This is a genomic window from Aeromonas sp. PI_26 (genome assembly GCF_027854445.1).
In the GTDB taxonomy this organism is placed as follows: Bacteria; Pseudomonadota; Gammaproteobacteria; order Enterobacterales; family Aeromonadaceae; genus Aeromonas; species Aeromonas veronii.
The window spans coordinates 169,324-191,634 of sequence record NZ_JAJNOE010000001.1 but is presented as its reverse complement, the minus strand read 5'-3'; the positions used below and the strand labels follow the sequence as shown (position 1 = coordinate 191,634).

The window sequence follows — 22,311 nt, the reverse complement described above, 5'->3', positions numbered from 1 at the left end:
AACCAATTGACAACAGAACAATAAATGACCAATCAAGAATTCGACCTGCACCACATCTGGCACCCCTATACCTCCCTCACTCACCCCCTGCGCTGCTATGAAGTGGCCAGCGCCAAAGGGGTGACCATCACCCTCAGCGATGGCCGCAAACTGGTGGATGGCATGAGCTCCTGGTGGGCTTGCGTGCACGGGTATCAGGTGCCGGAGCTGGATGCTGCCGCCACCTCCCAGCTCGGCAAGATGTCCCACGTGATGTTTGGCGGCCTCACCCACGCCCCGGCGGTCGAGCTCTGCCGCAAGCTGGTGGAGATCACTCCAAAGGGGCTTGATCGGGTCTTTCTGGCCGATTCCGGCTCGGTGGCAGTGGAAGTGGCGCTCAAGATGGCCCAGCAGTACTGGCACGCCAAGGGAACGCCCAGAGCCAAATTTGTCGCCCTGCGCAGCGGCTATCACGGCGACACCTTTGGCGCCATGAGCGTCTGCGATCCGGACGGCGGCATGCATGAGCTCTACAAGGGATTCCTGCCGGAGCACTATTTTGTCGAAGCACCCAGCTGCCGCTTCCACGCCGAGTGGGATGAACAGTGCGTGGTGGAGCTGGCGACACTCATGGCCGATCATCACGAAGAGATCGCCGCCATCGTACTTGAGCCCATAGTGCAAGGGGCTGGCGGCATGCGCTTCTATCACCCCCGCTACCTGCAGTGGGTGCGCGCCCTGTGCGACGAGTTCGGTGTGCTGCTGATTGCCGACGAGATCGCCACCGGCTTTGGCCGTACCGGTCAGCTGTTTGCATGCGACTGGGCGGGGATCAGCCCCGACATCATGTGTCTGGGCAAGGCGCTTACCGGCGGCTACCTCACCCTCTCGGCGACCCTGACCACCGAGCATGTCGCCCGCACCATCTGTGACGGCAAAGCCGGCGTCTTTATGCACGGCCCCACTTTTATGGGCAATCCCCTCGCCTGCGCGGTGGCCAACGCCTCCATCGATCTGCTGCTGGCCTCACCGTGGCAGGAGCGGGTGCGCACCATCGAGCATCAGCTGCGAACAGAACTGGTAGAGCTGACCCTGCACCCGGCGGTCGCGGATGTGCGGGTGCTCGGCGCCATCGGGGTGGTGGAGATGAAAGAGCGGGTGGATGTAGCGCACATCCAGCGCAAGTTTGTCGAACTGGGCGCCTGGATCCGCCCCTTTGGCAAGCTGGTCTATCTGATGCCCCCCTTCGTCATTACCCCTGAAGAGTTGCGGGTATTGACCGGCGCCATCCGTCAGGCCATCACCGAAGGCGAGTTTTAATGCATGCAACGGGCGGCCATCGCTGCCGCCCGTTTGACTACCCACATTTGATATATAAAGAGGGCAACTTTATCCACTTCAGTGCAGTTTCACTTGCCGTAATGTGAGCAAAACACCAGACCTGAGGCTCCAAGAGGGGTAAACTGCTGCGGTTTTACCATCAAGAAAGACTGCTCATGCGCCTCTCCATTGCTGCCAAAATCAACTTTTTCCTGCTCTTCATCTTCTCCATGGTACTGGTCTTCTCCGCAGCCTATCAGGCGGTGCGCGAGCGCGATCTCATCCTGACGCTCATCAAGGAGCAGAGCCGCGAGCAGACCGAAGCCTACTTTGATGGCCTCAACATGCTGATGCTGACCGGCAAGATGGATGCCCGCGATACCCTGCGCGGCAAGTTTCTCGACCACGCCCATGTGGAGGATGCCCGCATCGTCCGTGGCGACGCGGTGAGCAAACAGTTCGGGCCAGGACGGGAGACAGAACAGGTAAAAGATGAGTTTGATGAGCTGGCTCTGGCGGGCAAAGGGAGTCTGGAGGTGGTGCACAACGGCATGCACAGCCGTCTGGTGGTCACCCGACCACTACTGGCCAAGAAGGATTTTCGCGGCACCGACTGCACCAGCTGTCATCTGGTGCCGGAGAACACTGTGTTAGGGGCCGTGCGCTTTGACTACTCCCTCGATTCGCTGTTTACCCGGGTCGAGCAGAATATTCTCACCTCGGCGCTCATTCTCACCGGCATCTTCGGGATGGGACTGCTGCTGACCCTCTGGGTCATCCGCACCTGGATCGTGCGCCCCCTCAACCAGTTGACCCGTTCCATGGAAGAGGCCACCGACCTGCACGACTTCGGCCACCGGCTGGAAGGGGATGACGGCGACGAGATTGGCCGGGTGGCGGTGGCCTACAACCAGATGCTCGACAGCGTGGAGCGACAGCTCGGCAAGCGCACCAAGGCCAGCAGGCAGGAACCGGATCAGCCCCGCTGAGGCGAGCACTTAACCGACGTAGTAGAAGAGCAAGCTGGCGATCAGCACCAATAGCAGGATGGCCAGATTGACATGCCGGGAGTCATCCTGACGGCGGCTGCGCTTGCGCTCCAGCAGCAACACCGCCAGCGTCAGGGCGCAGCAGCTCCAGAGCCCGTAGACCAGCCAGGGGGTAAGGGACGGGTCCCAATAATCGCGCACCTCGATCCCGCCATAGACCAGAAAACCGTAGGCAATTTCGGGCCGGGCATAGTGGTAAAGGGAGAGCAGCACGATAAAGCCGCCCCAGCAGAGCATCACCAGCCCCTGTAACACCCGTGTCAGCCAATCTGGCCCATGCCGCCGATCTTTCACCCACCTCTCCTGCGCCCGTGACACTCTTGTTGAGTGAACCATGCCGAAAACCCCACCAGAGTCCGACATTTTTGCTTGTTTATCAAACCCGCGCGGGTAAGATTGACGGCTTAGTCTGCCATGGTGGGCCACCTGTGCCCGGGCCAGACTCCCTAGTGTTGCAAATAGCGCTGCAAGAACAAGCTGGAGACAATATTTCGATGACGCACGCATCCGTAGTAGATGTGCTGGCCGGTAAGTATCCGGTCGGCACCACCCAAACTGTCAAAGGGTGGATCCGGACTCGCCGTGATTCCAAGGCGGGGATCTCATTTTTGGCCATTTCCGATGGCTCCTGTTTCCATCCGGTACAGGCAGTTGTCCCCAATACCCTGGCCAATTACGAGAATGAAGTGCTGCGTCTGACCACTGCCTGCTCCGTGGAAGTGACCGGCGTGGTTGCCGCCTCTCAGGGCAGCGGCCAGGCTTTCGAACTGCAGGCGACCGAGGTGAAGGTAGTCGGCTGGGTCGAAGATCCGGACACCTACCCGATGGCTGCCAAGCGCCACAGCATCGAATACCTGCGTGAACAGGCTCACCTGCGCCCGCGTACCAACATCGTTGGCGCCGTGACCCGCGTTCGTCACTGCCTGGCGCAAGCCATCCACCGCTTCTTCCACGAAGAGGGTTTCCTCTGGGTTGCGACCCCGCTCATCACCGCCTCTGACACCGAAGGTGCCGGCGAGATGTTCCGCGTCTCCACTCTGGACATGGAAAACCTGCCGCGCACCGACGCCGGCAAGGTGGACTACAACGAAGATTTCTTCGGCAAAGAGGCTTTCCTGACCGTATCCGGCCAGCTGAACGCCGAAACCTATGCCTGCGCACTCTCCAAGGTTTATACCTTCGGCCCGACCTTCCGCGCTGAAAACTCCAACACCAGCCGCCACTTGGCCGAGTTCTGGATGGTTGAGCCGGAAGTGGCTTTCAACGATCTGGAAGATAACGCCGCACTGGCCGAAGCCATGCTGAAGTATGTCTTCAACGCCGTACTGACCGAGCGTCGCGACGATCTGGAGTTCTTCGCCCAGCACGTGGACAAGGATGCCATCGGCCGTCTGGAGCGTTTCGTCTCCTCCGACTTCGCCCAGATCGACTACACCGACGCCATCGAAGTGCTGCAAAAATGCGGCAAGAAGTTCGAGTTCCCGGTCTCCTGGGGTATCGATCTCTCCTCCGAGCACGAGCGCTATCTGGCCGAGGAGCACTTCAAGTCTCCGGTAGTCGTGAAGAACTACCCGAAAGATATCAAGGCCTTCTACATGCGCCTCAACGACGACGGCAAGACCGTTGCCGCGATGGACGTACTGGCTCCGGGGATCGGCGAGATCATCGGTGGCTCCCAGCGTGAAGAACGTCTGGAGGTGCTGGATGCCCGTCTGGCCGAGATGGGCCTGAAGCAGGAAGACTACTGGTGGTATCGCGATCTGCGCCGCTACGGCACCGTGCCGCACTCCGGTTTCGGTCTGGGCTTCGAGCGTCTGGTGGTCTACGTGACCGGTATGGGCAACGTCCGCGACGTGATCCCCTTCCCGCGTACCCCGCGTACCGCCGAGTTCTGATCAGCGGCATCTTGCCACTGCATTGCAAAAGCCGACCTGTGGGTCGGCTTTTTTATTGTCACCGTTATGGGTGATACTCAGGATCAACCGGCACAAGGAACTCGTCGCCTATGGGATATCGCCTGCTGCTCTCGCTATTGCTGTCCTGCATGCCTGTTCAACTGTGGGCCGATCCCGTTCGTCTGACCACCCTGGAGTGGCCCCCCTACACCAGCCAGAGCCTGCCCGATGGCGGCCTCACCGGTCATATCGTCAAACGCGCCTTTGCCGAGGCGGGACTGGAAGTGACGTTCGACTTCTATCCCTGGCAGCGGGCAGTGCGGCTGGCGGCCGACCCGACCCAGCCTTATAGCGGCTATTTTCCCGAGTACCTCTCCGACACCCTGCCGACCCTGTGGCGCAGCTCCCCCAGCGTGGGCGACAGCGTGCTGGGCATGGCGCAGCGTTCAGGCCCCCCCATCCCCTGGCAGCAGCTCACGGATCTCGCCCCCTACCGGATCGGCGTGGTGGAGGGATACGTCAACACCCGTGAATTCGATGCCCTGATGGCCAACAAGCGCCTCAACACTGCCGCCGTCGATGCAGACCTGCTCAACCTGCGCAAATTGCAGCGCGACCGGCTCGATCTGGCGGTGATCGACCGGGATGTCTTCCACTGGCTCATCAACCATGATCGCAAGCTGAGCAGCGCCGGATTGCTGTTTCACCCGAAGATCCTCGAACACAAGAGCCTGCACATCATGTTTCGTCCCGATCAACAGGCGTTGCAGCAACGGGTGGCACAGGCCATTGCCAGATTGGATATTGCCAAGCTGAGCGAGGATTATCAGCGCCGCTATCTGCAGCAAGCACCTGCGGCCAAGTGAGCCAACCCGCTGAAGTCAGCCCTTGCTGGCAAAAATAGCCTGAGCGCTGGCTTTTTCACCCTCTTCTGCCGCAATCGAGCCCTTTTTATGCCCCTCCCCTGCAGCCCTGCTGCCACTCTGCGCAGCCACCATGACCACCCGATGGCTTGGCCCCGAGTGATACCACTTGGTGACAAAATGATGTTTTTGTTAGTACGTGGTTTTTAAGTGGTTTAATCAAAAATTCATCGAGTTATTGAAGTAACTCAATTTTTTCACTTTTTCAGGGGAGCAGAATAGCAACTAACCCTTTTGGGCTAAATAAAACAGACAATGACAATTCATGGTTCAGGCTACCCGCGGCAATATGGGTTGAATCACACGAGGTAACGGAATGATCTTGATGGAATTTTTGGTGGTACTCGGCTGCTTGCTGCTGGGTACCCGCTTTGGGGGCATGGGACTCGGTCTCATCAGTGGTATCGGTCTCTTCCTGCTGACCTTCGTCTTCGGCCTGGTGCCGGGCGAACCGCCTGTTCAGGTCATGCTGACCATTCTGGCGGTGATCGGCTGTGCCGCTACCCTGCAGACTGCCGGTGGCCTCAACCTGATGATGCAAGTGGCCGAGCGTCTGCTGCGCCGTCACCCGCAATACATCACTATCCTGGCGCCGCTCACGACCTGGACCCTCACCTTCCTGTGCGGTACCGGCCACGTGGTCTACACCATGTTCCCCATCATCGCCGACATCGCGCTGCAGAAGAACATCCGTCCCGAGCGCCCGATGGCTGTCGCCTCCGTTGCCTCCCAGATGGCCATCTGCGCCTCCCCGGTATCGGTTGCCGTGGTCTCCATGGTCTCCATTCTGGCGGCCGGTCACGGTATCGGTCAGGCTTACGGCCTGCTCGACATCCTGATGATCGCCATCCCCTCCTCCCTGACCGGTGTCATCGTGGCTGCCCTGTGGAGCCTGCGTCGCGGCAAGGATCTGGACAAGGACGAAGAGTTCCAGGCCAAGATCAAAGACCCGGAGCAGCGCGCCTTCATCTACGGCGGTGGTGAAACCCTGCTCAACACCAAGTTCCCGAAAGAGGCCTACTGGTCTACCTGGATCTTCTTCGCCGCCATCGCTGCCGTGGTATTGCTCGGTGCCAACGAAGGTCTGCGTCCGGTGTTCACCATCAAGGACAAGACCGGCCCGCTCTCCATGAACCTGGTGATCCAGATGATGATGCTGATCGCCGGTGCCATCATCCTGATGCGCTGCAAGGTCAAGCCGGGCGAGATCGCCAACGGCGCCGTCTTCAAGGCGGGCATGGTCGCCATCTTCTCCGTATTCGGGGTGGCATGGATGAGTGAGACCTTCTTCCAGGCTCACATGCCGCTGCTCAAAGAGACCCTGGCCCATGTGGTACAGGCCCAGCCCTGGACCTACGCCCTGGTGCTGTTCCTCATCTCCAAGCTGGTAAACAGCCAGGCCGCTGCCCTCACCGCCATCGCCCCCATGGGTCTGGCGCTGGGTGTGGAGCCGAAGCTGCTGATCGCCTTCCTGCCGGCGAGCTACGGCTACTTCGTGCTGCCGACCTACCCGAGCGATCTGGCCTGTATCGGTTTCGACCGCTCCGGCACCACCCGCATCGGCAAGTTCATCATCAACCACAGCTTCATCATTCCGGGGCTGATCGGGGTGGTGACCTCCTGCTCGCTGGGCTTTATCCTCACCAGCATCCTGCTTTAATCGCAGTCGCGTTTAACACATTGCCAGACAGGCCCCCGCTTCGGGGGCCTGCTTTTTTCCCCGCTCTGTGACCCCAACCCTTTTCCCGCCGCCATTTCCGGACACAATACCTTTACCTCTGCCCCCGCCGCTGGGTAGCATGCCCCCTCGTTCACCACCGGAATCTCATCCATGTCTCGCGTCATCCTGCTCTGGAGCGGTGGCAAAGATGCCATGCTGGCCCTCTGTCATGCCCGCCAAGCGGGCCATCAGGTGGTGGCACTGGCCACCTTTGCCCCGCCAGAGCCCCGATTTCTCGCTCACCCCTTGCCACTGGTGCGCCGTCAGGCGGAAGCCCTAGAGCTGCCCCATCTGCTGGTCACCATAGAAGCGCCGTTCGATCTCGGTTATGAGCGGGCACTGGCGCGGCTCAAGGAGGAGTGGCAACTCGATGGCGTAGTCACCGGCGATATCGACAGCGTGGGCGGTGCGCCTAACTGGATCCGCGAACGCTGCCGCCCGCTGGGTCTCACCGTCCATACCCCGCTCTGGCAGCAATCTCGCCAAGCCTTGCTGGCGGATATGCTGGCGCGCGGCATCGTCGCCCACCTCTCCTGCGTCGATACCCGGGTGCTGGCTCCCGAGTGGACTGGGCGTACCCTCGATGCCGCCACCCTCGTGGAATTGCAGCAACTGGCCGAGCGCGAGGGCTTCGATGCCTGCGGCGAGCAGGGGGAGTACCACACCATGGTGACCGACGGCCCGGGTTTTGCCGCCCCGCTGCGCCTCGATGGCTGGCAGGTGGCGCGGCAGGATCATCTGGCTTATCTGGCCGAGCCACAGGGGTAACGGCCTCAGGCCATCTGGCACGCTCGTTCAGGGACACGCGAAAAATCGAGATAAAAAAACGGGAGGCTACAGCCTCCCGTTTGGATTTGAGCGGGCCATGACGACCCGAACAAGGGATAAACCGGCTTATTTCGCCAGCTTGCCCAGCACCCGCTGCAGCAGGCGGATGCGCGGCTCGATGCTCTCCAGCAGCAGGAACTCCGCCTCCGAGTGGAAACCGCCCCCCATGGGGCCGAAACCATCGAGGGACGGCACACCTGCGGCGGCGGTGAAGTTGGCATCCGAGCCGCCACCGGCCTCCTGCCAGTTGAAGGGGATCCCCTCCTCTTTGGCTGCCGCCTCCACCAGCGCCATCAGCGCCTCGGTGTCACCGCTCGGGCGCATCGCCGGCTTGAAGCTCTGGCGATCCACCTCGACCCGGCAGCCCGCGAGGAAGGGGTTGTTGGCCATAAAAGTGAGCCGATCGTGTACCGCAGCGGCCTCTTCGTTACTCCAGAAGCGCAAATCCACGATCGCCTCGGCAAAGTCCGGTACCACGTTGACACCGGTGCCGCCCTGTACCACGCCGACGTTCATGGTGGTGCCCGTGGTCATGTTGACCTGCTCGTTGATGGCCAGCACCCAGTGAGCGAGTTCGGTGATGGCGGAGACCCCTTCGGTGAGGGCCGAACCGGCGTGGGAGGCCTTGCCGTGGAAGGTGATACGGTACTTGGCATTGCCCTTGCGGGCGCTGATGAGATCCCCGTTGGGACGGGCTGCCTCGGCCACCAGCACGCAGCCGCTCTGTTTGGCCTTCTCCACCAGCCAATCTTTCGACCAGGGGGAGCCAATCTCTTCGTCGCAGTTGTAGCAGACCAGCACCTTGAGCTTGGCAAGCAATGCCGGATCCATCTCTTTGAGGGCATACCAGATAGAGAGCAGGCCGCTCTTCATGTCCGAGACGCCGGGGCCAAAGGCTTGATTACCTTCGATTTTCAGCGGGCGCTTGGCCGCCGTCCCCTCGGGGAAGACGGTATCCATGTGGCCGCACAGCATCACGTCGTAGTGATCGGCACCCGGCGCATTGGTGATCTCGAGGCAGGGGCCGCACTCGGCAGCGAACTGGTGGCGAGTCACCTGCCAGCCGATGGCCTCATATTTCTCGGTCATGATGTCGGCCACCTTCGCCACCCCGGCCGGGATGCGAGTACCGCAATCGAGGTTGATGAGCGGGGCCAGATCGGCCAGATAGTTATCGAGGGAAAACGGGCTCTTTACAACTGTCATTATCTTCTCCATGCAACAATCAGCGTTGATGGCCGATCGTCTATTGCAATAATGCGACACAGTGAGAAAAAGGCGGGCAGCCATGCCACCCGCCCGACCGGTAAATTCCAAACACCACTACATAACCCACATCACTACATAAACAGCAGATAGTTGAGGGTCAGCGCCGTCAGCAGCGCCCCCGCCATCGGCACGCTGGTGCGCTTGACCACGGTAAAGGGCGATACCTTGGCAATCCCCGCACAGGCGATCAGCACCGCCGCGATGGGAGAGACGGTGCGGCCGATGCTGGAGGCGAGCTGCATCGGCAGCAGCATGGTCACCGCCGGCACCCCGAACTTGGCCGCCACCGCGGGGGCCAGGGTCGAGAAGCTGAGGAACGCCGCGTTGCCCGAGCCCATGATGACCGCCGCCACCATGATGAGGCCCACCATCACCAGGGTCATCAGGCCACTGCCGATGCCGGCGTTGCTGGCCGAGTGCAGCAGGGTGTCGATGGCGCCGATGGCCTTGAGGGATTCGGCAAACAGCTCGGCACAGACGATCAGCGCCACCACGGGGCCAAACACCTTGCCCATGCCGTCGAGGAAGCTGGAGAGCCCTGCGAAGGCGCTGCGCACCGAGCGGGTACGCAGCAGCTCGCACAGCATGCCGATAAAGACCGACAGCAGCATGGCCACCTCCACGCTCATCTTGATGTCGCTCACCAGCAGCTTGGAGAAGGTCATCATCAGCACGAAGGGGATGATGGGCAGCAGGCCGTACCAGGTCGGTACGGGCACCTCGTCTGCCCCTTTCTCGTCCAGCTCGGCGTGCTCGCCGCGATGCTGGGCCGGATCCCAGCCATCCTGGCGGTCACAGTGCCGCTGCCAGAAGAAGTGCAGCACCATGGTCACCAGCAACATGGGGGCCACCAGCCAGATCTGGTAGTCGACGAAATAGCTGGTGGGATCCATGCCGGATTGGCCGGCGGAGAAGATGGCGTTGGTCTGGGTCGGGCCGATTTCGAACGCCTGGGAGGTGGCGATGACGCCACAGGCGGAGGCCGGGCTGATGCCGAGGTTGCGCATCACGGGGTACATGGTGACCATGAGCAGCAGGCCAAGGCCGGTGGCAGAGGTGACGAACAGGGAGACGAAGACCGCCACCAGGTAGCAGATGGCCAGCATCAGGTAGCTGGACTGGATGCCCGCCACCGGTTTGACCGCCACCCGCACCAGCGCCTGGGAGGCGCCGATATGGGACATGTAGGTGGCAAAACCCGCCACCGCCATGATGGTGAGGCCGAGGCCCGCCGCGCGGTAGGAGAAGATCCCCTTGAACACTTCGAACAGGTCGAACAGGGCGAAGCCGGTGCTCTTGTCAGCGGGGAGAATGGGGTGCAGCCCCAACCAGTAGGCCACTGCAAAAATGGCCATGCCCGCCAGCGCCAGCACCGCCTGCGGGTTGTAATCCTTGATGATGCCGTAGACCACGGCGACCAGAACGAGCAAGACGAATAAAAGTTCCAATATTCACTCCTGATAAATTTATCGAGGAGCGAAATCTAGTGATCTGACTACTGTTTGCCTTTGATCCCCATCAATAAAGGTGACGACATTGGGCTTTGACAGCACAATATGTTAGCCAAGCGCCAAATTTTAGTTTTTTCACCCACAGAAAAACCTTTACCATTCTCGGAAAGAGAATTGTCTGACGCGACTCCCCTCTTTTTTGCGTTGGATCAACATACGACAGCGCCGAAGTGGCGAAGATGCGCTTCGACATATAGCGACCATTTCGCGCCGGAGAGAGTTATGACAAGCCAAGCCACCGCAGGTGTCTCGACCTGCGACTACAAGCTGTGGGACATCCTCGTCGAGTCTGCAAAGGAACGCACTACCATTCGTTATTCCAAACTGGCCAAGCAGGCCGGGCTGGAGCAGTGCCAGGATGAACTGCGCACCCTGCTGCAACGCATCCGCATGTACTGCACCGAAAACAACCTGCCGATCCTCTCCGCCATCGTGGTGGACGACGTGGGCAAATACACTGGCCTCTCTTCCAGCCTGCCTGATGCACCCTGGGAACGGGCCCGGGTCTTTGACCATGAGTGGACCACCCTGCACTGATTGAGGTACTTGATGATGCCGACCAAAACGCGCCCACTGGCGCGTTTTGGCTATCTGGCGTTTGCCCCCTTCTCTTTTTCTCCTGCAATAGTCGATCTTCTCCCGCAATACCCAACCCCATCGGGCACGCCAGCCCCACTGCTTCTGACTTTGTGCTCAAAATCGCCGTTCAGGTGTGACCAGTTCCGGTAAAACCCGCGAGCCGGACCATCGGCGTTGCCATGGGATTGCCACAATGCCAGAATCGGGCCCTTGCACTCTGTTGATTCGGATTTTCGGGCGCGGCCACGGCCAGCGCCCACAAGAGAAGGACTCCCCATGGCCATCACCCTCTATGGCATCAAGAACTGCGACACCATCAAGAAAGCCCGCAAGTGGCTGGATGAGGCCGGTATCGACTACCGCTTTCACGACCACCGCGCCGACGGCCTGAACCCGGACGATCTGGACAGCTGGCTGGCAAAACTCGGCTGGGAAGCCCTGCTCAACAGCCGCGGCACCACCTTCCGCGCCCTGCCGGATGAGGCCAAACAGGGGCTCGACACCGCCAAGGCGCGCGCCCTGCTGCTGGAACATCCGGCCATGATCAAGCGCCCGCTGCTCGACCGTGACGGCGAACTGACCCTGGGTTTCAAGGCTGATCACTACCAATCCCTCTTTTCCCGTTAAGGACAACTAAGGACAACTGATGTCGGATGTCATCGCACTGGCCAAGGATCTGATCCGCCGCCCCTCCGTTACCCCCCTCGATGAAGGGTGCCAGACCCTGATGGCGGAGCGCCTCGCCAAGCTCGGGTTTGTCATCGAGCCCATGGTGTTTGAGGACACCACCAACCTCTGGGCCCGTCGTGGCAGCGAGGGGCCACTGTTCTGCTTCGCCGGTCACACCGACGTGGTGCCCGCCGGGCCGCTGGACAAATGGCACACCCCGCCGTTCGAGCCGACCATCAAGGATGGCGTGCTCTACGGACGCGGCGCCGCCGACATGAAGGGCTCGCTGGCTGCCATGGTGGTGGCGGTAGAGCGCTTCGTGGCCGAGCATCCGGATCACACCGGGTCCATCGCCTTTCTCATCACCTCCGATGAGGAGGGGCCCTTTATCAATGGCACCACCCGGGTGATCGACACCCTGGAGGCCCGCAACGAGAAGATCCGCTGGTGCATCGTCGGCGAGCCCTCCTCTACCGCCGTGGTAGGGGATGTAGTGAAGAACGGCCGCCGCGGCTCCATCACCGGCGATCTGCTGGTACGCGGGGTGCAGGGCCATGTGGCTTATCCCCATCTGGCTGACAACCCGATCCACAAGGCGGCGCCAGCGCTGGCCGAACTTGCCGCCACCGTGTGGGATGAGGGCAACGCCTACTTCCCCCCCACCAGCTTCCAGGTTGCCAACATCTCGGCCGGCACCGGCGCTTCCAACGTCATTCCGGGCGAATTGCACGTCCAGTTCAACTTCCGCTTCAGCACCGAACTGACCGACCTGGATATCCGCGAGCGGGTCGAGGCGCTGCTGGATAAACATGGCCTCGATTATCAGCTGAGCTGGACCCTCTCCGGCCAACCTTTCCTCACCGATACCGGCGCGCTGCTTGATGCGGCCGTGGCGGCCATCGAGGCGGTGAACGGTCAGCGACCGGCCCTGCTCACCACTGGTGGCACCTCCGACGGGCGCTTTATCGCCCCCACCGGCGCCGAGGTGATTGAGCTCGGGCCGGTCAACGCCACCATTCACAAGGTGAACGAGTGCGTGAAGGCGGACGATCTGGATCTGCTGGCCGACATGTACCAAGGGGTGCTCGAGAGATTGCTGGCATGACGCAGGAACAACTGCTGGGGCTCGACGAGAGCCACCTTATTCTGGTGGGGCGCGGCCCCCATCGGCTGACCGCCGCCACCGCGGCGGCCTTCAACGACATGCAGGTGGCGGCCGCCTACGAGGGGTTCAACCTGCAGGCGGCCTCCAGCTGGCGCAGCTTCGAGCGCCAACTCGCCATCTGGAATGGCAAGTGGCGCGGCGAACGGCCACTGCTCGATGCCCACAGCCAGCCCATCGACGCCCTGCAACTGAGCGACGAGGAGCGCCTCCACGCTATCCTGCGCTGGAGCGCCCTGCCCGGCACCAGCCGTCACCACTGGGGGACCGATCTCGATATCTACGACCCGGACTGCCTGCCCGCCAATACCAAACTGGCACTGGAGCCGTGGGAGTATGAAGCCGGGGGCTGGTTTGCAGGCTTGAGCGAGTGGCTCAGCGACCATATGAGCGACTTCGGCTTCTTCCTCCCTTATGCCAAGCCGGTCGGGGCAGAGAGCGGGGTCGCCTACGAGCCCTGGCATATTAGCTTCTCGCTGGAGTCCGACGAGCAGCGACTTGATCCCGCGGCACTGGCGCTTTGCCTGCAACAGGCGGATATTGAAGGCAAGTCGACCATATTGGCCAACCTTGATGAAATTTTGGCCTGTTATGTCACCACCTGTCCTGACGAAAGGAAAATCCCATGAATCTCTGGCTGTGGATAGGGTTGCCGCTGCTGTTCCTGCTCGGGCTGTTTCTCAATGCCATCAAAGACATGAAACGGCTGGAGAAGCAGTTGCCCAACTACAAGGACAAGATCCGCGAAGTAAAGGATGACGAGGACGACTGAATCCCGCCCCCATCCCGTGGGGAGCGCCCTTGTGCTCCCCTCTCCCTCTGCTGTGCCGTTTCGCTTTTTCCCGCCCTCTCCTCCCTGCGCATCCTGAAATCGACGATCCTTTGACTCCGCTTTCGTTAACCCCGTCACAGTCAGAATATGGCGCGGCCATGCTGAAAAAAGGGATGAAAAATGTAAGAAAGTGAAAATTGATGCACAAATAAGCCACACAAGGGGGGCCTAACTGCATATAATGTGCCTACTTTGCACATTACCAGGAAGGAGTTCGCCCTTGGATGCCGCTACCATCAACAGTTTCTTTTTTGTCGCTGCCCTGTTGGTGGGAGCCAGCGTACTGTTGAGCGCCCTCTCTTCCCGCCTCGGTATTCCCATTCTGGTTATCTTCCTCGCCGTCGGCATGCTGGCCGGTGAGGATGGCCCTGGTGGCATCCACTTCGCCGACTACTCCATCGCCTATCTGGTGGGCAACCTGGCGCTTGCCATCATTCTGCTCGACGGTGGCATGCGCACCCGGGTCTCCTCGTTTCGGGTTGCACTCTGGCCTGCCTTGTCGCTGGCGACAGTCGGGGTGGCTATCACCACCGGCCTGACGGGGCTTGCCGCAGCCTGGCTGTTTGACCTCAACCTGATGCAGGGGATGCTGATCGGCGCCATTGTCGGCTCCACCGATGCGGCGGCGGTCTTCTCCCTGCTCGGCGGGCGCAGCCTCAACGAGCGGGTGAGCGCGACGCTGGAGATAGAGTCGGGCAGCAACGATCCTATGGCAGTGTTTCTTACCGTCACCCTGATCGAGGTGCTCGCCACCGCCCAGCAAGGGCTGGATGGGGGCTTCCTGCTGCTGCAACTGGTCAAGCAGTTTGGTCTTGGCGCCGGGATCGGCCTTGGCGGCGGCTGGCTGCTGTGGCGCCTCATCAACACAGCCCGCTTGGCGCCGGGGCTCTATCCGCTGCTCACCGTCAGCGGCGGTCTGCTGATCTTCGCCCTCACCACGGCGGTCGGTGGCAGCGGCATTCTCGCCATCTATCTCACCGGTCTGTTGCTCGGTAACCTCGCCCTGCGCAGCCGCAGCACCACATTGTCGGTGCTGGACGGTCTGACCTGGCTCAGCCAAATCGGCATGTTTCTGGTGCTGGGGCTGCTTGCCTCCCCCCACAAGCTGCTGCCCATCGCCCTGCCCGCGCTGGCGCTGGCGATGTGGATGATCCTGTTTGCCCGCCCGGTGTCGGTCTGGATCGGGCTGCTACCGTTCAAGAACTTCGCCCCCCGCGAGCGCTGGTTTATCTCCTGGGTTGGCCTGCGCGGCGCCGTGCCCATCATTCTGGCGGTGTTCCCCATGATGGCGGGGCTGCCCAACGCCCAGCTCTACTTCAACGTCGCCTTCTTTGTAGTACTGGTCTCGCTGATTTTGCAGGGCAGCTCGCTACCGCTGGCCTCAAAACTGGCGCGGGTGGAGGTACCGGCACCGCCGTCGCCCATCAACCGCTCGGGGCTCGAAATCGATCTCGACAGCCAGTGGGAGACCTTCGTCTACCAGCTGGGGGAAGAGAAGTGGTGCATCGGCTCGCCACTGCGGGATCTGCAGATGCCCACCGGCACCCGGATCTGCGCCCTGTTTCGTGGCCGCGAGCTGCTCCACCCCTCGGGTAGTACCTGTCTGCAGGCCGATGACATCCTCTGCGTCATCGGTCACGAACGTGACCTCCCCGCCCTCGGTCAGCTCTTTAGTCAGGCACCGGAGCAAGATCTCGGCCCCCGCTTCTTCGGTGACTTCCTGCTGGAAGCGGCGGCACGGCTGGTGGATCTCGCCCCTCTTTACGGGCTGGATGTGAGCGAGGTGGCGGATCAGACACTGGGCGATTTTATTGCCAGTCAGTTGGGCGATAATCTGGTGGTCGGTGACAACATCGAATGGCAGGGCCTGATCTGGACCGTGGCCGAAATGGACGAGAGCGTGCCGAGCAAGATCGGGGTGCGCTTTCAGGAAGAGGACCCGGTCTGACTGACCGTCCCGTATCAAGTCCCCAGCAAGAAGGGAGAGAGTTATGCCATATCAAAGTTTGCTGTCCGGCCCCCTGCCCCCCGCTGCCAATCTGGGGGTCATTGAAGGCTTTTTTGGCAAGGGATGGAGCTGGCAGGCCCGCGCCCGCTACGCACAGTGGCTGCCACGCCACGGTTACGGCTTCTATATCTATGCACCGAAAGAGGATGGCTATCTGCGCAAGCACTGGGCCCTCCCCTGGCCCGAGCAGCAGCTGGCGGATCTCGCCGAGCTGGCGCGCCAGTGCCGCGCCAACGGGCTCGCCTTCGGGGTGGGCTTAAGCCCCATGGGGGCCCATCACGACTACGATCGCAAACGCTCGGCACTGCTTGAGAAAGTGCGCCTCATCGACGAGATGCTCCAGCCCGATATTCTGGCGGTGCTGTTTGACGATATGAAGGGGGATACCCCGGACCTGGCCCGTCACCAGCTCACCATCGCCCACGATATCGCGGTCCACAGCAAGGCGACCCGCCTTATCTTCTGCCCCAGCTACTACTCGACCGATCCGGTGCTGGAGAAGGTGTTTGGCGCCATGCCTCCCCGCTATCTGGAGGAGCTTGGCGAGCAGCTCGATCGCCGTTTCGAGATCTTCTGGACCGGCCCCAAGGTCTGCTCCAGCGAATATCCGGCCAGTCACCTCAAGCAGGTGACCGAACTGCTCGGCCGCAAGCCGTTCCTGTGGGACAACTACCCGGTTAACGATGGCAGCAAGGCGAGCAGCTACCTGCACCTGCGCGCCTTCGAGAACCGCCCCGCCGAGCTGGCAGAGCTGGTCTCTGGCCACGCGGTCAACCCGATGAAACAGGCGGCGCTGTCGGCCCTGCCCCTCGCCACCCTGCCGATGAGTTACCGACTCGGCAAACAGTACGATCCCGACAAGGCGCTGCATGCCGCCCTCAACGCCACCTGCGGCCCGCAGATCTCGGCGATGATCGAGGCCGACCTGCCGCTGTTTCAGGATCTGGGGCTGGCACAGCTCCCCCCCGAGCAGATTGCCGCCCTCAAGGCGCGCTATCTGCCGTTTCGCGACCAATCCTGCGTAGACGAAATCGTGAGCTGGCTGGACGGGGAGTATGTGTTCGACCCCGACTGCCTGACCGATTAAACCACCCCTGCGGGGGCAGAAAGGAGGTTGTATGGATGCACACCTGCTTTACCAGAATCTGGCGGTGATCGCCGCCTTCTTGCTGGTCTACAGCCTGATCGCGGGGCGCTTCGAGTCAAAACTGGTCAACGGCCCCCTGCTCTTTCTGCTGACCGGCTGGTTGCTGGGGCCGGGTGGGCTGGAGCTGCTCTCCTTCTCTATCGACAGCGCTGGCATCAAGCTGCTGGCCGAGCTGACGCTGGTGATTGTGCTGTTCAACGATGCTGCCAACACCAACTGGCAGGTATTGCTGGCCAACCGCCAGCTCCCCATCCGGCTTTTGCTGATTGGCCTGCCCCTCACCCTGCTCTGTGGCGCCCTGTTTGGCCATTGGGTCTTCCCCGACTTGCCACTGCTGGAGATGGCCATCCTCTCCACCATTCTTGCCCCCACCGATGCGGCGCTCGGCAAAGCGGTGGTGAGCAACCCCGCGGTGCCTGCACCTGTGCGTGAAGGGCTCAATCAGGAGAGCGGCCTCAACGACGGCATCTGTGTGCCGGTGCTGCTTCTGCTGCTGGCTCTTATCGCCCCCACAGAGCAGCACGCAGGCACAGCCACTCTTGCCATCACCCTGATGCTGGAGGAGATCGGCATTGGCCTGCTGGTCGCCTTTGTGCTGACCAGCCTCACCATCCGGCTGCTGAAGACCTCCTATCTCAACGGCTGGCAACTGCCGCTCTGGCGCCAGCTCACCATGCCGGGGCTGGCCCTGCTCTGCTTTGCGCTGGCACAGAGTCTGGGTGGAAGCGGCTTTATCGCCGCCTTTGTCGGCGGCCTCTTTATCGGCCACCGCCTCGGCGAGCACAAGCACGCCTATATGGACAGCTGCGAAGGCTACGGCGACCTGCTCTCCGTGGTGATCTGGATGGTGTTTGGCGCGACCCTGATGCCCATTCTGCCGGAGCTGCTGCACTGGCAATACTGGCTCTATGCCTTTGCCAGCCTCACCCTGCTGCGGATGGTGCCGGTTTGGCTGAGCCTCATCGGCACCGGCCTCAAGCCCGAACTCAAGCTCTTTATCGGCTGGTTCGGGCCGCGGGGCCTTGCCAGCATCGTCTTTGCGGTGATGGTGCTGCAAAACGAGCCCGCCCTGATTGGCCAGCGCCCTATCATCGCCACCGTGCTCTGCACCATCATATTGAGCGTCATCCTGCACGGCCTCTCCGCCAACCCCTGGGTCGAGCGTTTCAAGCCTCGCTGAGCCACCCTGCGCCCATTAAAAATGCCACCGACCGGTGGCATTTTTCTTTTGTGGCGAGAGTCACTGACAGCGCTTAACCAAGCGCCAGCCAGACCCCCACCCCCAGCATCAGGGTACCGGCGATGCGGTTCATCAGGGTGACATTGCCGCTCTTGGCGAGGAAGTGGCGCAGAGTACGGCCACCGCTGGCGTAGAGCAACAGGCAGGAGAACTCGATGACCAGGATCAGCGCCACCAGCGCGCTGATCTGCGGCGCCATCGGCTTGTCGGCAGAGATAAAGGGGGGCAGCAAGGAGATCATGAAAGCCCACCCCTTGGGATTGGCGATGGCGGTGACAAAGCCCTGCAGCGCCAGCCCCATGGCGCTGGTCTGTTGACCGGCCGAGAGATCCGCCGGAATGGCCATCTTCCCCTTGGCCTGCCACATCTGGATGCCAAGCCACACCAGATAGGCGCCCCCCACATATTTGAAGGCGGCGAAGATCCCCGGATAGTTGAGCATGATGGCGGCCACCCCGATCACCGACAGTACCGAGACCAGCCCGACCCCAATCAGCTCCCCCCACATCATGTGCAGGGTGCGGCGCACCCCCAGGCTCATCCCCAGGGTCATCGACAGGGTCATGCACATGCCGGGGGTCACCGAAACAAAGAAAAAGGTCGGGATAAACAGAGCCAGAATGGCCGGATCGATCCAGCTGGACACAACACACCTCCATATGACAAGAGCGGGAAATAACGAAAACAGGACAGGATTGACATAACCCAGCCAGTTGTACCACATATTCAGGGGATAAAGCGCTCAATCATGCCTAAATGGCTCCCTTCTCACAAGAAAAAACCTTTTCTTCAGCACATTTCAGCAATAAAAGCCTGTGACAGCTCCTGACGTGCATGTGTAAGATGTCGGCTCCTCCAATTCCGGATTAGAGCCACTTATGTCATTGAATAATCTATCAATACGCATCCAGGTCTTGATACCTTTGCTGCTGGCCAGCCTGCTGATGATGGTGATGGTCGCCATCAGCAAACAGGGTCTGGATGAAGCCATCAATGACATAGATGAGACGACCCAGACCGTGGTCCAGCACAAGGACGATATTGCCAAACTGATCCATGCCACCTACCGGCTGCGCACCAGCGCTATCTATGGCCTCTACGATGCCAAGCTGTTTGCCGCTCTGCCCGCAAACCTCAACAGCGCCGAGCAGGAGATCAACGCCATCCTCGGCCGTCTGGTGCTCCCCGGTGCCGAGCAGGATAACCGTCAGGTCGCTGCCGCCCTGCAGGCCTACCTCAGCCATACCCGCAGCAACATGCTGCCGCTGCTGGCGCAAAAACATCAGGGTGGCGGCGATCCGGTCGCCTACGAGGCGGCTCGCCTCCATTTCCGCGAGCTGGGTGAACAGCTGATCAAACAGATCGACAACATGTCCGCCCACATCAATCAGCTGATCGAGCAAGAGCTGGCCGAAGAGCAGGCCCACTACGACGCCACCCTGCTGCGTACCCTGCTGCTCACCGCAGGTACCCTGCTAGCGGCGCTGATCTGTGGCTGGGTCCTCTCCGGGCGCATCGTCAGCCCCATCAGTCAGCTACAAGAGGTGATGCACGCCGTGGCGCAAGGGCGCTTCAACGTGCGCGCCAAAGCGGAGGGCAACAACGAGCTGACCCGTCTGGCCAAAGATATCAACCTCACTCTGGGGCAACTTGGTAGCACCATCGAGAACCTGACCGGGATCAGCAACAGCGTCGCCTCCGCCGCCACCGAGCTGGCGGCCGTGATGACCCAGTCCGAGGCCAATGCAAAGCAGCAGCACAGCGAGATCGAACAGGTCGCCTCCGCCGTAACCGAACTCTCCAGCACCGCAGACAATGTCAACCACAACGCCGCCATCGCCGACGAGCTGGCGCGGGATGCCAATGGCCGGGTCGAACAGGGGCTCGCCCTCTTTACCGAAAGCATCGCCGCCAACAGTCGGATGGCGGGCAGTCTGGAAGATGCCGCCGCCATCGTGGCCCAGCTCAAATCCCAGTCCGAGCAGATCGGCAAGGTAATTGAAGTGATTCAGGGGATCTCCGAGCAGACCAACCTGCTGGCGCTCAATGCCGCCATCGAAGCAGCCCGTGCCGGTGAAACGGGTCGTGGTTTTGCGGTGGTGGCCGACGAAGTGAGAATGCTGGCAGCCCGTACCCAAGACTCCACCAAGGAGATCCAGGCCATCATCGAGCGGCTGCAGAGCCAGTCCCAATCCGCCAACAACGGCGTACAGGAGACCCTGGAGATCCTCAGCCATAACCAGCGCTTGTCGGCTCAGGTGCAGGATCTGCTAAGCGGCATTACCGGTGCCGTACGCCAGATCAACGACGCCAACGCCCAGGTCGCCACCGCCGCCGAGGAGCAGTCCTGCGTCACTGCCGACATCAACCGCAACATCACCAATATTCACGAGATCGTGAGCCAGAGCTCCGCCGGCATCAGCCAGAGCGCCAGTGCCAGCAACGAACTCTCGCAGCTCGCCGAGCAGCAACGCAAGCAGCTGGCCCAATTCCAGCTGTAAGCGCACAAAGTGAACCAGACAAAAAGGCCCGCAAGGGCCTTTCTTGTTGATGGAGCAATGGCTTTGTCTCTGTTTTAAACGCCATTTTTTGGCTTGTGGCGCCATAAGGGGCTGGGCTGCCCTGTCAAATATCGGTATGGTAGAGGCACGTTACTCCCCCTCACGTGAGCACACCATGAGCCTGAGATTCAAGAAACCCGCTTTTATCGCCCTGGGGCTCATCGCCCTCATTTCCGCCGCCTGGCTCGACTACTACCTGCCGGAGCACACCATCGCCACCATCACCGGGGTCGAGGTGAAGCGCACCGACAAGGATGGCCCCATCAGCCAGAAAAACCCGGCTGACGGCCCCACCACCGACGTCTATTACATCTACACCGAGCGCCCCGGCGAGAAGATCCGGGTGTTTCGCAATGAAGATACCGAGTGGGGCTGGCCCTTCTACTTCAAATTCAACGCCGCCGACGTCCAGGCCAAGGCCAAGTCGATGGAGTTCGAGAAACGCCTGGCCATCATCACCTCCTACGGCTGGCGCGTGAACATGTTCTCCATGTTCCCCAACGTCACCAAGATTGAGAGCACTGAGCCTGACGCCTCCACCTGGAGCTTCTTCCGCTGGTTCTGGTTCGGCCTCTGGGCATTGGTGATGGGCAAAGCAGCGATTGCGACCTGGCGCTACTTCGATCGTCTTGAGGACGAGCTATGAGTGAGCCGAGCAAGACCCGCACCAGCTTCTACCGGCGGCTCTACGTGGCCTGGCTGATCAGCCAGGGCACAGATACGGTGCCTGCCATTATGGAGGCGACCGGCATGCCGCGCCGCACAGCGCAGGATACCCTGAGCGCGCTGGCCGAGCTCGACATCAGCTGCGCCTTCGAGCAGACCGAGGGGGCTCGCCACCTGCAGGGACACTACCGCATCAGCGACTGGGGCCCCATCAACCCAGCGTGGATCAAGGCTCAACTGCCGCTTATCAAAGAGACGTTGAGCTATCCCTGAAATGATGTCGAGTCAGGCCTGCGACTGGGGAACCTATTGCAATCCGGCATGGATCAAGGCCCAACTGCCGCTTATCAAGGAGACGCTGAGCTATCCCTGATCAGGGCGCTAAGCAACAATAAAAAAGAGGGGCCAGCCGGCAAGGCTGGCCCCTCTATTTCAGGCCGATAGCATGACAGGTAGTCCTACTCAGGCATGGCCGAATCCTCAAGTTCCCCATCAGACTCGCCGCGGGTGCAATCGATGATGGAGCGCTTGGGGTTGTTGGGATCGCGCAAAAGCAGAGGGGCTGAGCCCTCGTCATGCTTCTGCTCGTCGCCAAACTCGCTGCCGTAGGCGTTGTGGGTCAAGCGGCGGGCATTGGCGATGGGGGTATCGACAAACAGGGCGTGCACTTCGAAGCTGGAAGCGGGCACGATAAAGCCGACCACCGGCAGGCCGTGCAGCTCCTCGTGCACCTTGTACCAGGCAAAGCCGTCGCTCACCTTGTAGGGGGTGTAGTTGGCCAGTTGTAGATTGGCGGGCCTGCCCGTCTCATCCACATAGAGATCGGTAAATTCACAGGTCGCCAGCCCCTGCCACATCCGCTCGAATGGCGTCGCACAGCCTGTCAGTTGCAACCCGGCCAGCAGTGCCAAGCCTCTCTTCCACATTCCCTGCCCCTTCTTGCAAAAAGTGAA

22 protein-coding genes are annotated in these 22,311 nt (G+C 61.1%); 17 read left to right on the top strand and 5 right to left on the bottom strand.

Annotation, left to right across the window (positions count from 1 at the left end; all coding sequences use genetic code 11):
• The first annotated feature begins 24 nt into the window (after positions 1-24).
• Together bioA and LRL22_RS00845 are read left to right on the top strand one after the other, a co-directional pair.
• A complete protein-coding gene (gene bioA, locus LRL22_RS00850; RefSeq protein ID WP_270904481.1) occupies positions 25-1,299 on the top strand; it encodes an adenosylmethionine--8-amino-7-oxononanoate transaminase in 1,275 nt (424 codons plus the stop codon).
• A gap of 176 nt (positions 1,300-1,475) precedes the next feature.
• On the top strand, positions 1,476-2,288 hold the full coding sequence (locus LRL22_RS00845; protein WP_005350472.1) for a HAMP domain-containing protein: 813 nt from the start codon (positions 1,476-1,478) through the stop codon (positions 2,286-2,288).
• 9 nt (positions 2,289-2,297) lie between these two features.
• Here the strand turns inward: LRL22_RS00845 and LRL22_RS00840 are convergent, their stop codons facing one another.
• The gene (locus LRL22_RS00840) at positions 2,298-2,642 is read right to left on the bottom strand and encodes a hypothetical protein (protein WP_005350469.1); all 345 of its coding nucleotides are present in this window, start codon (positions 2,640-2,642) and stop codon (positions 2,298-2,300) included.
• Positions 2,643-2,842: 200 nt separating this feature from the next.
• Here LRL22_RS00840 and asnS point away from each other — a divergent pair, with 200 nt between their 5' ends.
• From asnS to LRL22_RS00820, 4 genes are all read left to right on the top strand, one after another.
• Positions 2,843-4,243: an asparagine--tRNA ligase gene (gene asnS, locus LRL22_RS00835; protein WP_270904480.1), complete on the top strand. Its 1,401-nt coding sequence runs from the start codon at positions 2,843-2,845 to the stop codon at positions 4,241-4,243.
• Positions 4,244-4,353: 110 nt separating this feature from the next.
• Positions 4,354-5,109 (top strand): substrate-binding periplasmic protein, encoded by a 756-nt coding sequence (locus LRL22_RS00830; protein WP_270904479.1) that lies wholly within the window; start codon positions 4,354-4,356, stop codon positions 5,107-5,109.
• Positions 5,110-5,482: 373 nt separating this feature from the next.
• On the top strand, positions 5,483-6,826 hold the full coding sequence (locus tag LRL22_RS00825; protein WP_005337916.1) for an anaerobic C4-dicarboxylate transporter: 1,344 nt from the start codon (positions 5,483-5,485) through the stop codon (positions 6,824-6,826).
• A gap of 171 nt (positions 6,827-6,997) precedes the next feature.
• Positions 6,998-7,654 (top strand): adenine nucleotide alpha hydrolase, encoded by a 657-nt coding sequence (locus LRL22_RS00820; RefSeq protein WP_270904478.1) that lies wholly within the window; start codon positions 6,998-7,000, stop codon positions 7,652-7,654.
• A gap of 126 nt (positions 7,655-7,780) precedes the next feature.
• Here LRL22_RS00820 and LRL22_RS00815 read toward each other — a convergent pair whose 3' ends face one another.
• A complete protein-coding gene (locus LRL22_RS00815) occupies positions 7,781-8,920 on the bottom strand; it encodes a M20 family metallopeptidase (RefSeq protein WP_270904477.1) in 1,140 nt (379 codons plus the stop codon).
• 134 nt (positions 8,921-9,054) lie between these two features.
• Positions 9,055-10,431, bottom strand: a complete 1,377-nt coding sequence (gene dcuC, locus LRL22_RS00810) for a C4-dicarboxylate transporter DcuC (protein WP_270904476.1) — start codon at positions 10,429-10,431, stop codon at positions 9,055-9,057.
• 285 nt (positions 10,432-10,716) lie between these two features.
• On the opposite strand from dcuC, the gene LRL22_RS00805 reads away from it, so the two are divergent.
• The 8 genes from LRL22_RS00805 to LRL22_RS00770 all read left to right on the top strand — a co-directional run bounded on the left by LRL22_RS00805 (position 10,717) and on the right by LRL22_RS00770 (position 18,071).
• On the top strand, positions 10,717-11,031 hold the full coding sequence (locus LRL22_RS00805; protein ID WP_266134434.1) for a hypothetical protein: 315 nt from the start codon (positions 10,717-10,719) through the stop codon (positions 11,029-11,031).
• 318 nt (positions 11,032-11,349) lie between these two features.
• Entirely contained in the window at positions 11,350-11,700 is a 351-nt protein-coding gene (locus LRL22_RS00800) for an ArsC family reductase (protein WP_005337930.1), read from the top strand.
• Positions 11,701-11,719: 19 nt separating this feature from the next.
• The gene (dapE, locus tag LRL22_RS00795; RefSeq protein WP_270904475.1) at positions 11,720-12,847 is read left to right on the top strand and encodes a succinyl-diaminopimelate desuccinylase; all 1,128 of its coding nucleotides are present in this window, start codon (positions 11,720-11,722) and stop codon (positions 12,845-12,847) included.
• Entirely contained in the window at positions 12,844-13,533 is a 690-nt protein-coding gene (locus LRL22_RS00790; protein WP_216954216.1) for a M15 family metallopeptidase, read from the top strand. The genes dapE and LRL22_RS00790 overlap by 4 nt, the downstream gene beginning before the upstream one ends.
• Positions 13,530-13,676 (top strand): hypothetical protein, encoded by a 147-nt coding sequence (locus tag LRL22_RS00785; protein ID WP_005337933.1) that lies wholly within the window; start codon positions 13,530-13,532, stop codon positions 13,674-13,676. Before LRL22_RS00790 ends, LRL22_RS00785 begins: the two co-directional genes overlap by 4 nt.
• A gap of 280 nt (positions 13,677-13,956) precedes the next feature.
• Positions 13,957-15,684, top strand: a complete 1,728-nt coding sequence (locus LRL22_RS00780; protein ID WP_005359340.1) for a potassium/proton antiporter — start codon at positions 13,957-13,959, stop codon at positions 15,682-15,684.
• A gap of 43 nt (positions 15,685-15,727) precedes the next feature.
• Entirely contained in the window at positions 15,728-16,831 is a 1,104-nt protein-coding gene (locus LRL22_RS00775) for a beta-N-acetylglucosaminidase domain-containing protein (RefSeq protein ID WP_270904474.1), read from the top strand.
• 31 nt (positions 16,832-16,862) lie between these two features.
• Positions 16,863-18,071: a cation:proton antiporter gene (locus LRL22_RS00770; protein ID WP_270904473.1), complete on the top strand. Its 1,209-nt coding sequence runs from the start codon at positions 16,863-16,865 to the stop codon at positions 18,069-18,071.
• 73 nt (positions 18,072-18,144) lie between these two features.
• Here LRL22_RS00770 and LRL22_RS00765 read toward each other — a convergent pair whose 3' ends face one another.
• Entirely contained in the window at positions 18,145-18,777 is a 633-nt protein-coding gene (locus tag LRL22_RS00765; protein ID WP_005344345.1) for a LysE family translocator, read from the bottom strand.
• 232 nt (positions 18,778-19,009) lie between these two features.
• On the opposite strand from LRL22_RS00765, the gene LRL22_RS00760 reads away from it, so the two are divergent.
• The 3 genes from LRL22_RS00760 to LRL22_RS00750 all read left to right on the top strand — a co-directional run bounded on the left by LRL22_RS00760 (position 19,010) and on the right by LRL22_RS00750 (position 21,631).
• Positions 19,010-20,632 (top strand): methyl-accepting chemotaxis protein, encoded by a 1,623-nt coding sequence (locus LRL22_RS00760; protein ID WP_270904472.1) that lies wholly within the window; start codon positions 19,010-19,012, stop codon positions 20,630-20,632.
• A gap of 175 nt (positions 20,633-20,807) precedes the next feature.
• On the top strand, positions 20,808-21,338 hold the full coding sequence (locus LRL22_RS00755; protein WP_005350438.1) for a DUF1523 family protein: 531 nt from the start codon (positions 20,808-20,810) through the stop codon (positions 21,336-21,338).
• Complete coding sequence (locus LRL22_RS00750) at positions 21,335-21,631, top strand: winged helix-turn-helix domain-containing protein (protein WP_005344341.1); 297 nt, start codon at positions 21,335-21,337, stop codon at positions 21,629-21,631. The genes LRL22_RS00755 and LRL22_RS00750 overlap by 4 nt, the downstream gene beginning before the upstream one ends.
• A gap of 185 nt (positions 21,632-21,816) precedes the next feature.
• Here the strand turns inward: LRL22_RS00750 and LRL22_RS00745 are convergent, their stop codons facing one another.
• Complete coding sequence (locus LRL22_RS00745; RefSeq protein WP_270904471.1) at positions 21,817-22,284, bottom strand: hypothetical protein; 468 nt, start codon at positions 22,282-22,284, stop codon at positions 21,817-21,819.
• Between the last annotated feature and the right edge of the window lie 27 nt (positions 22,285-22,311).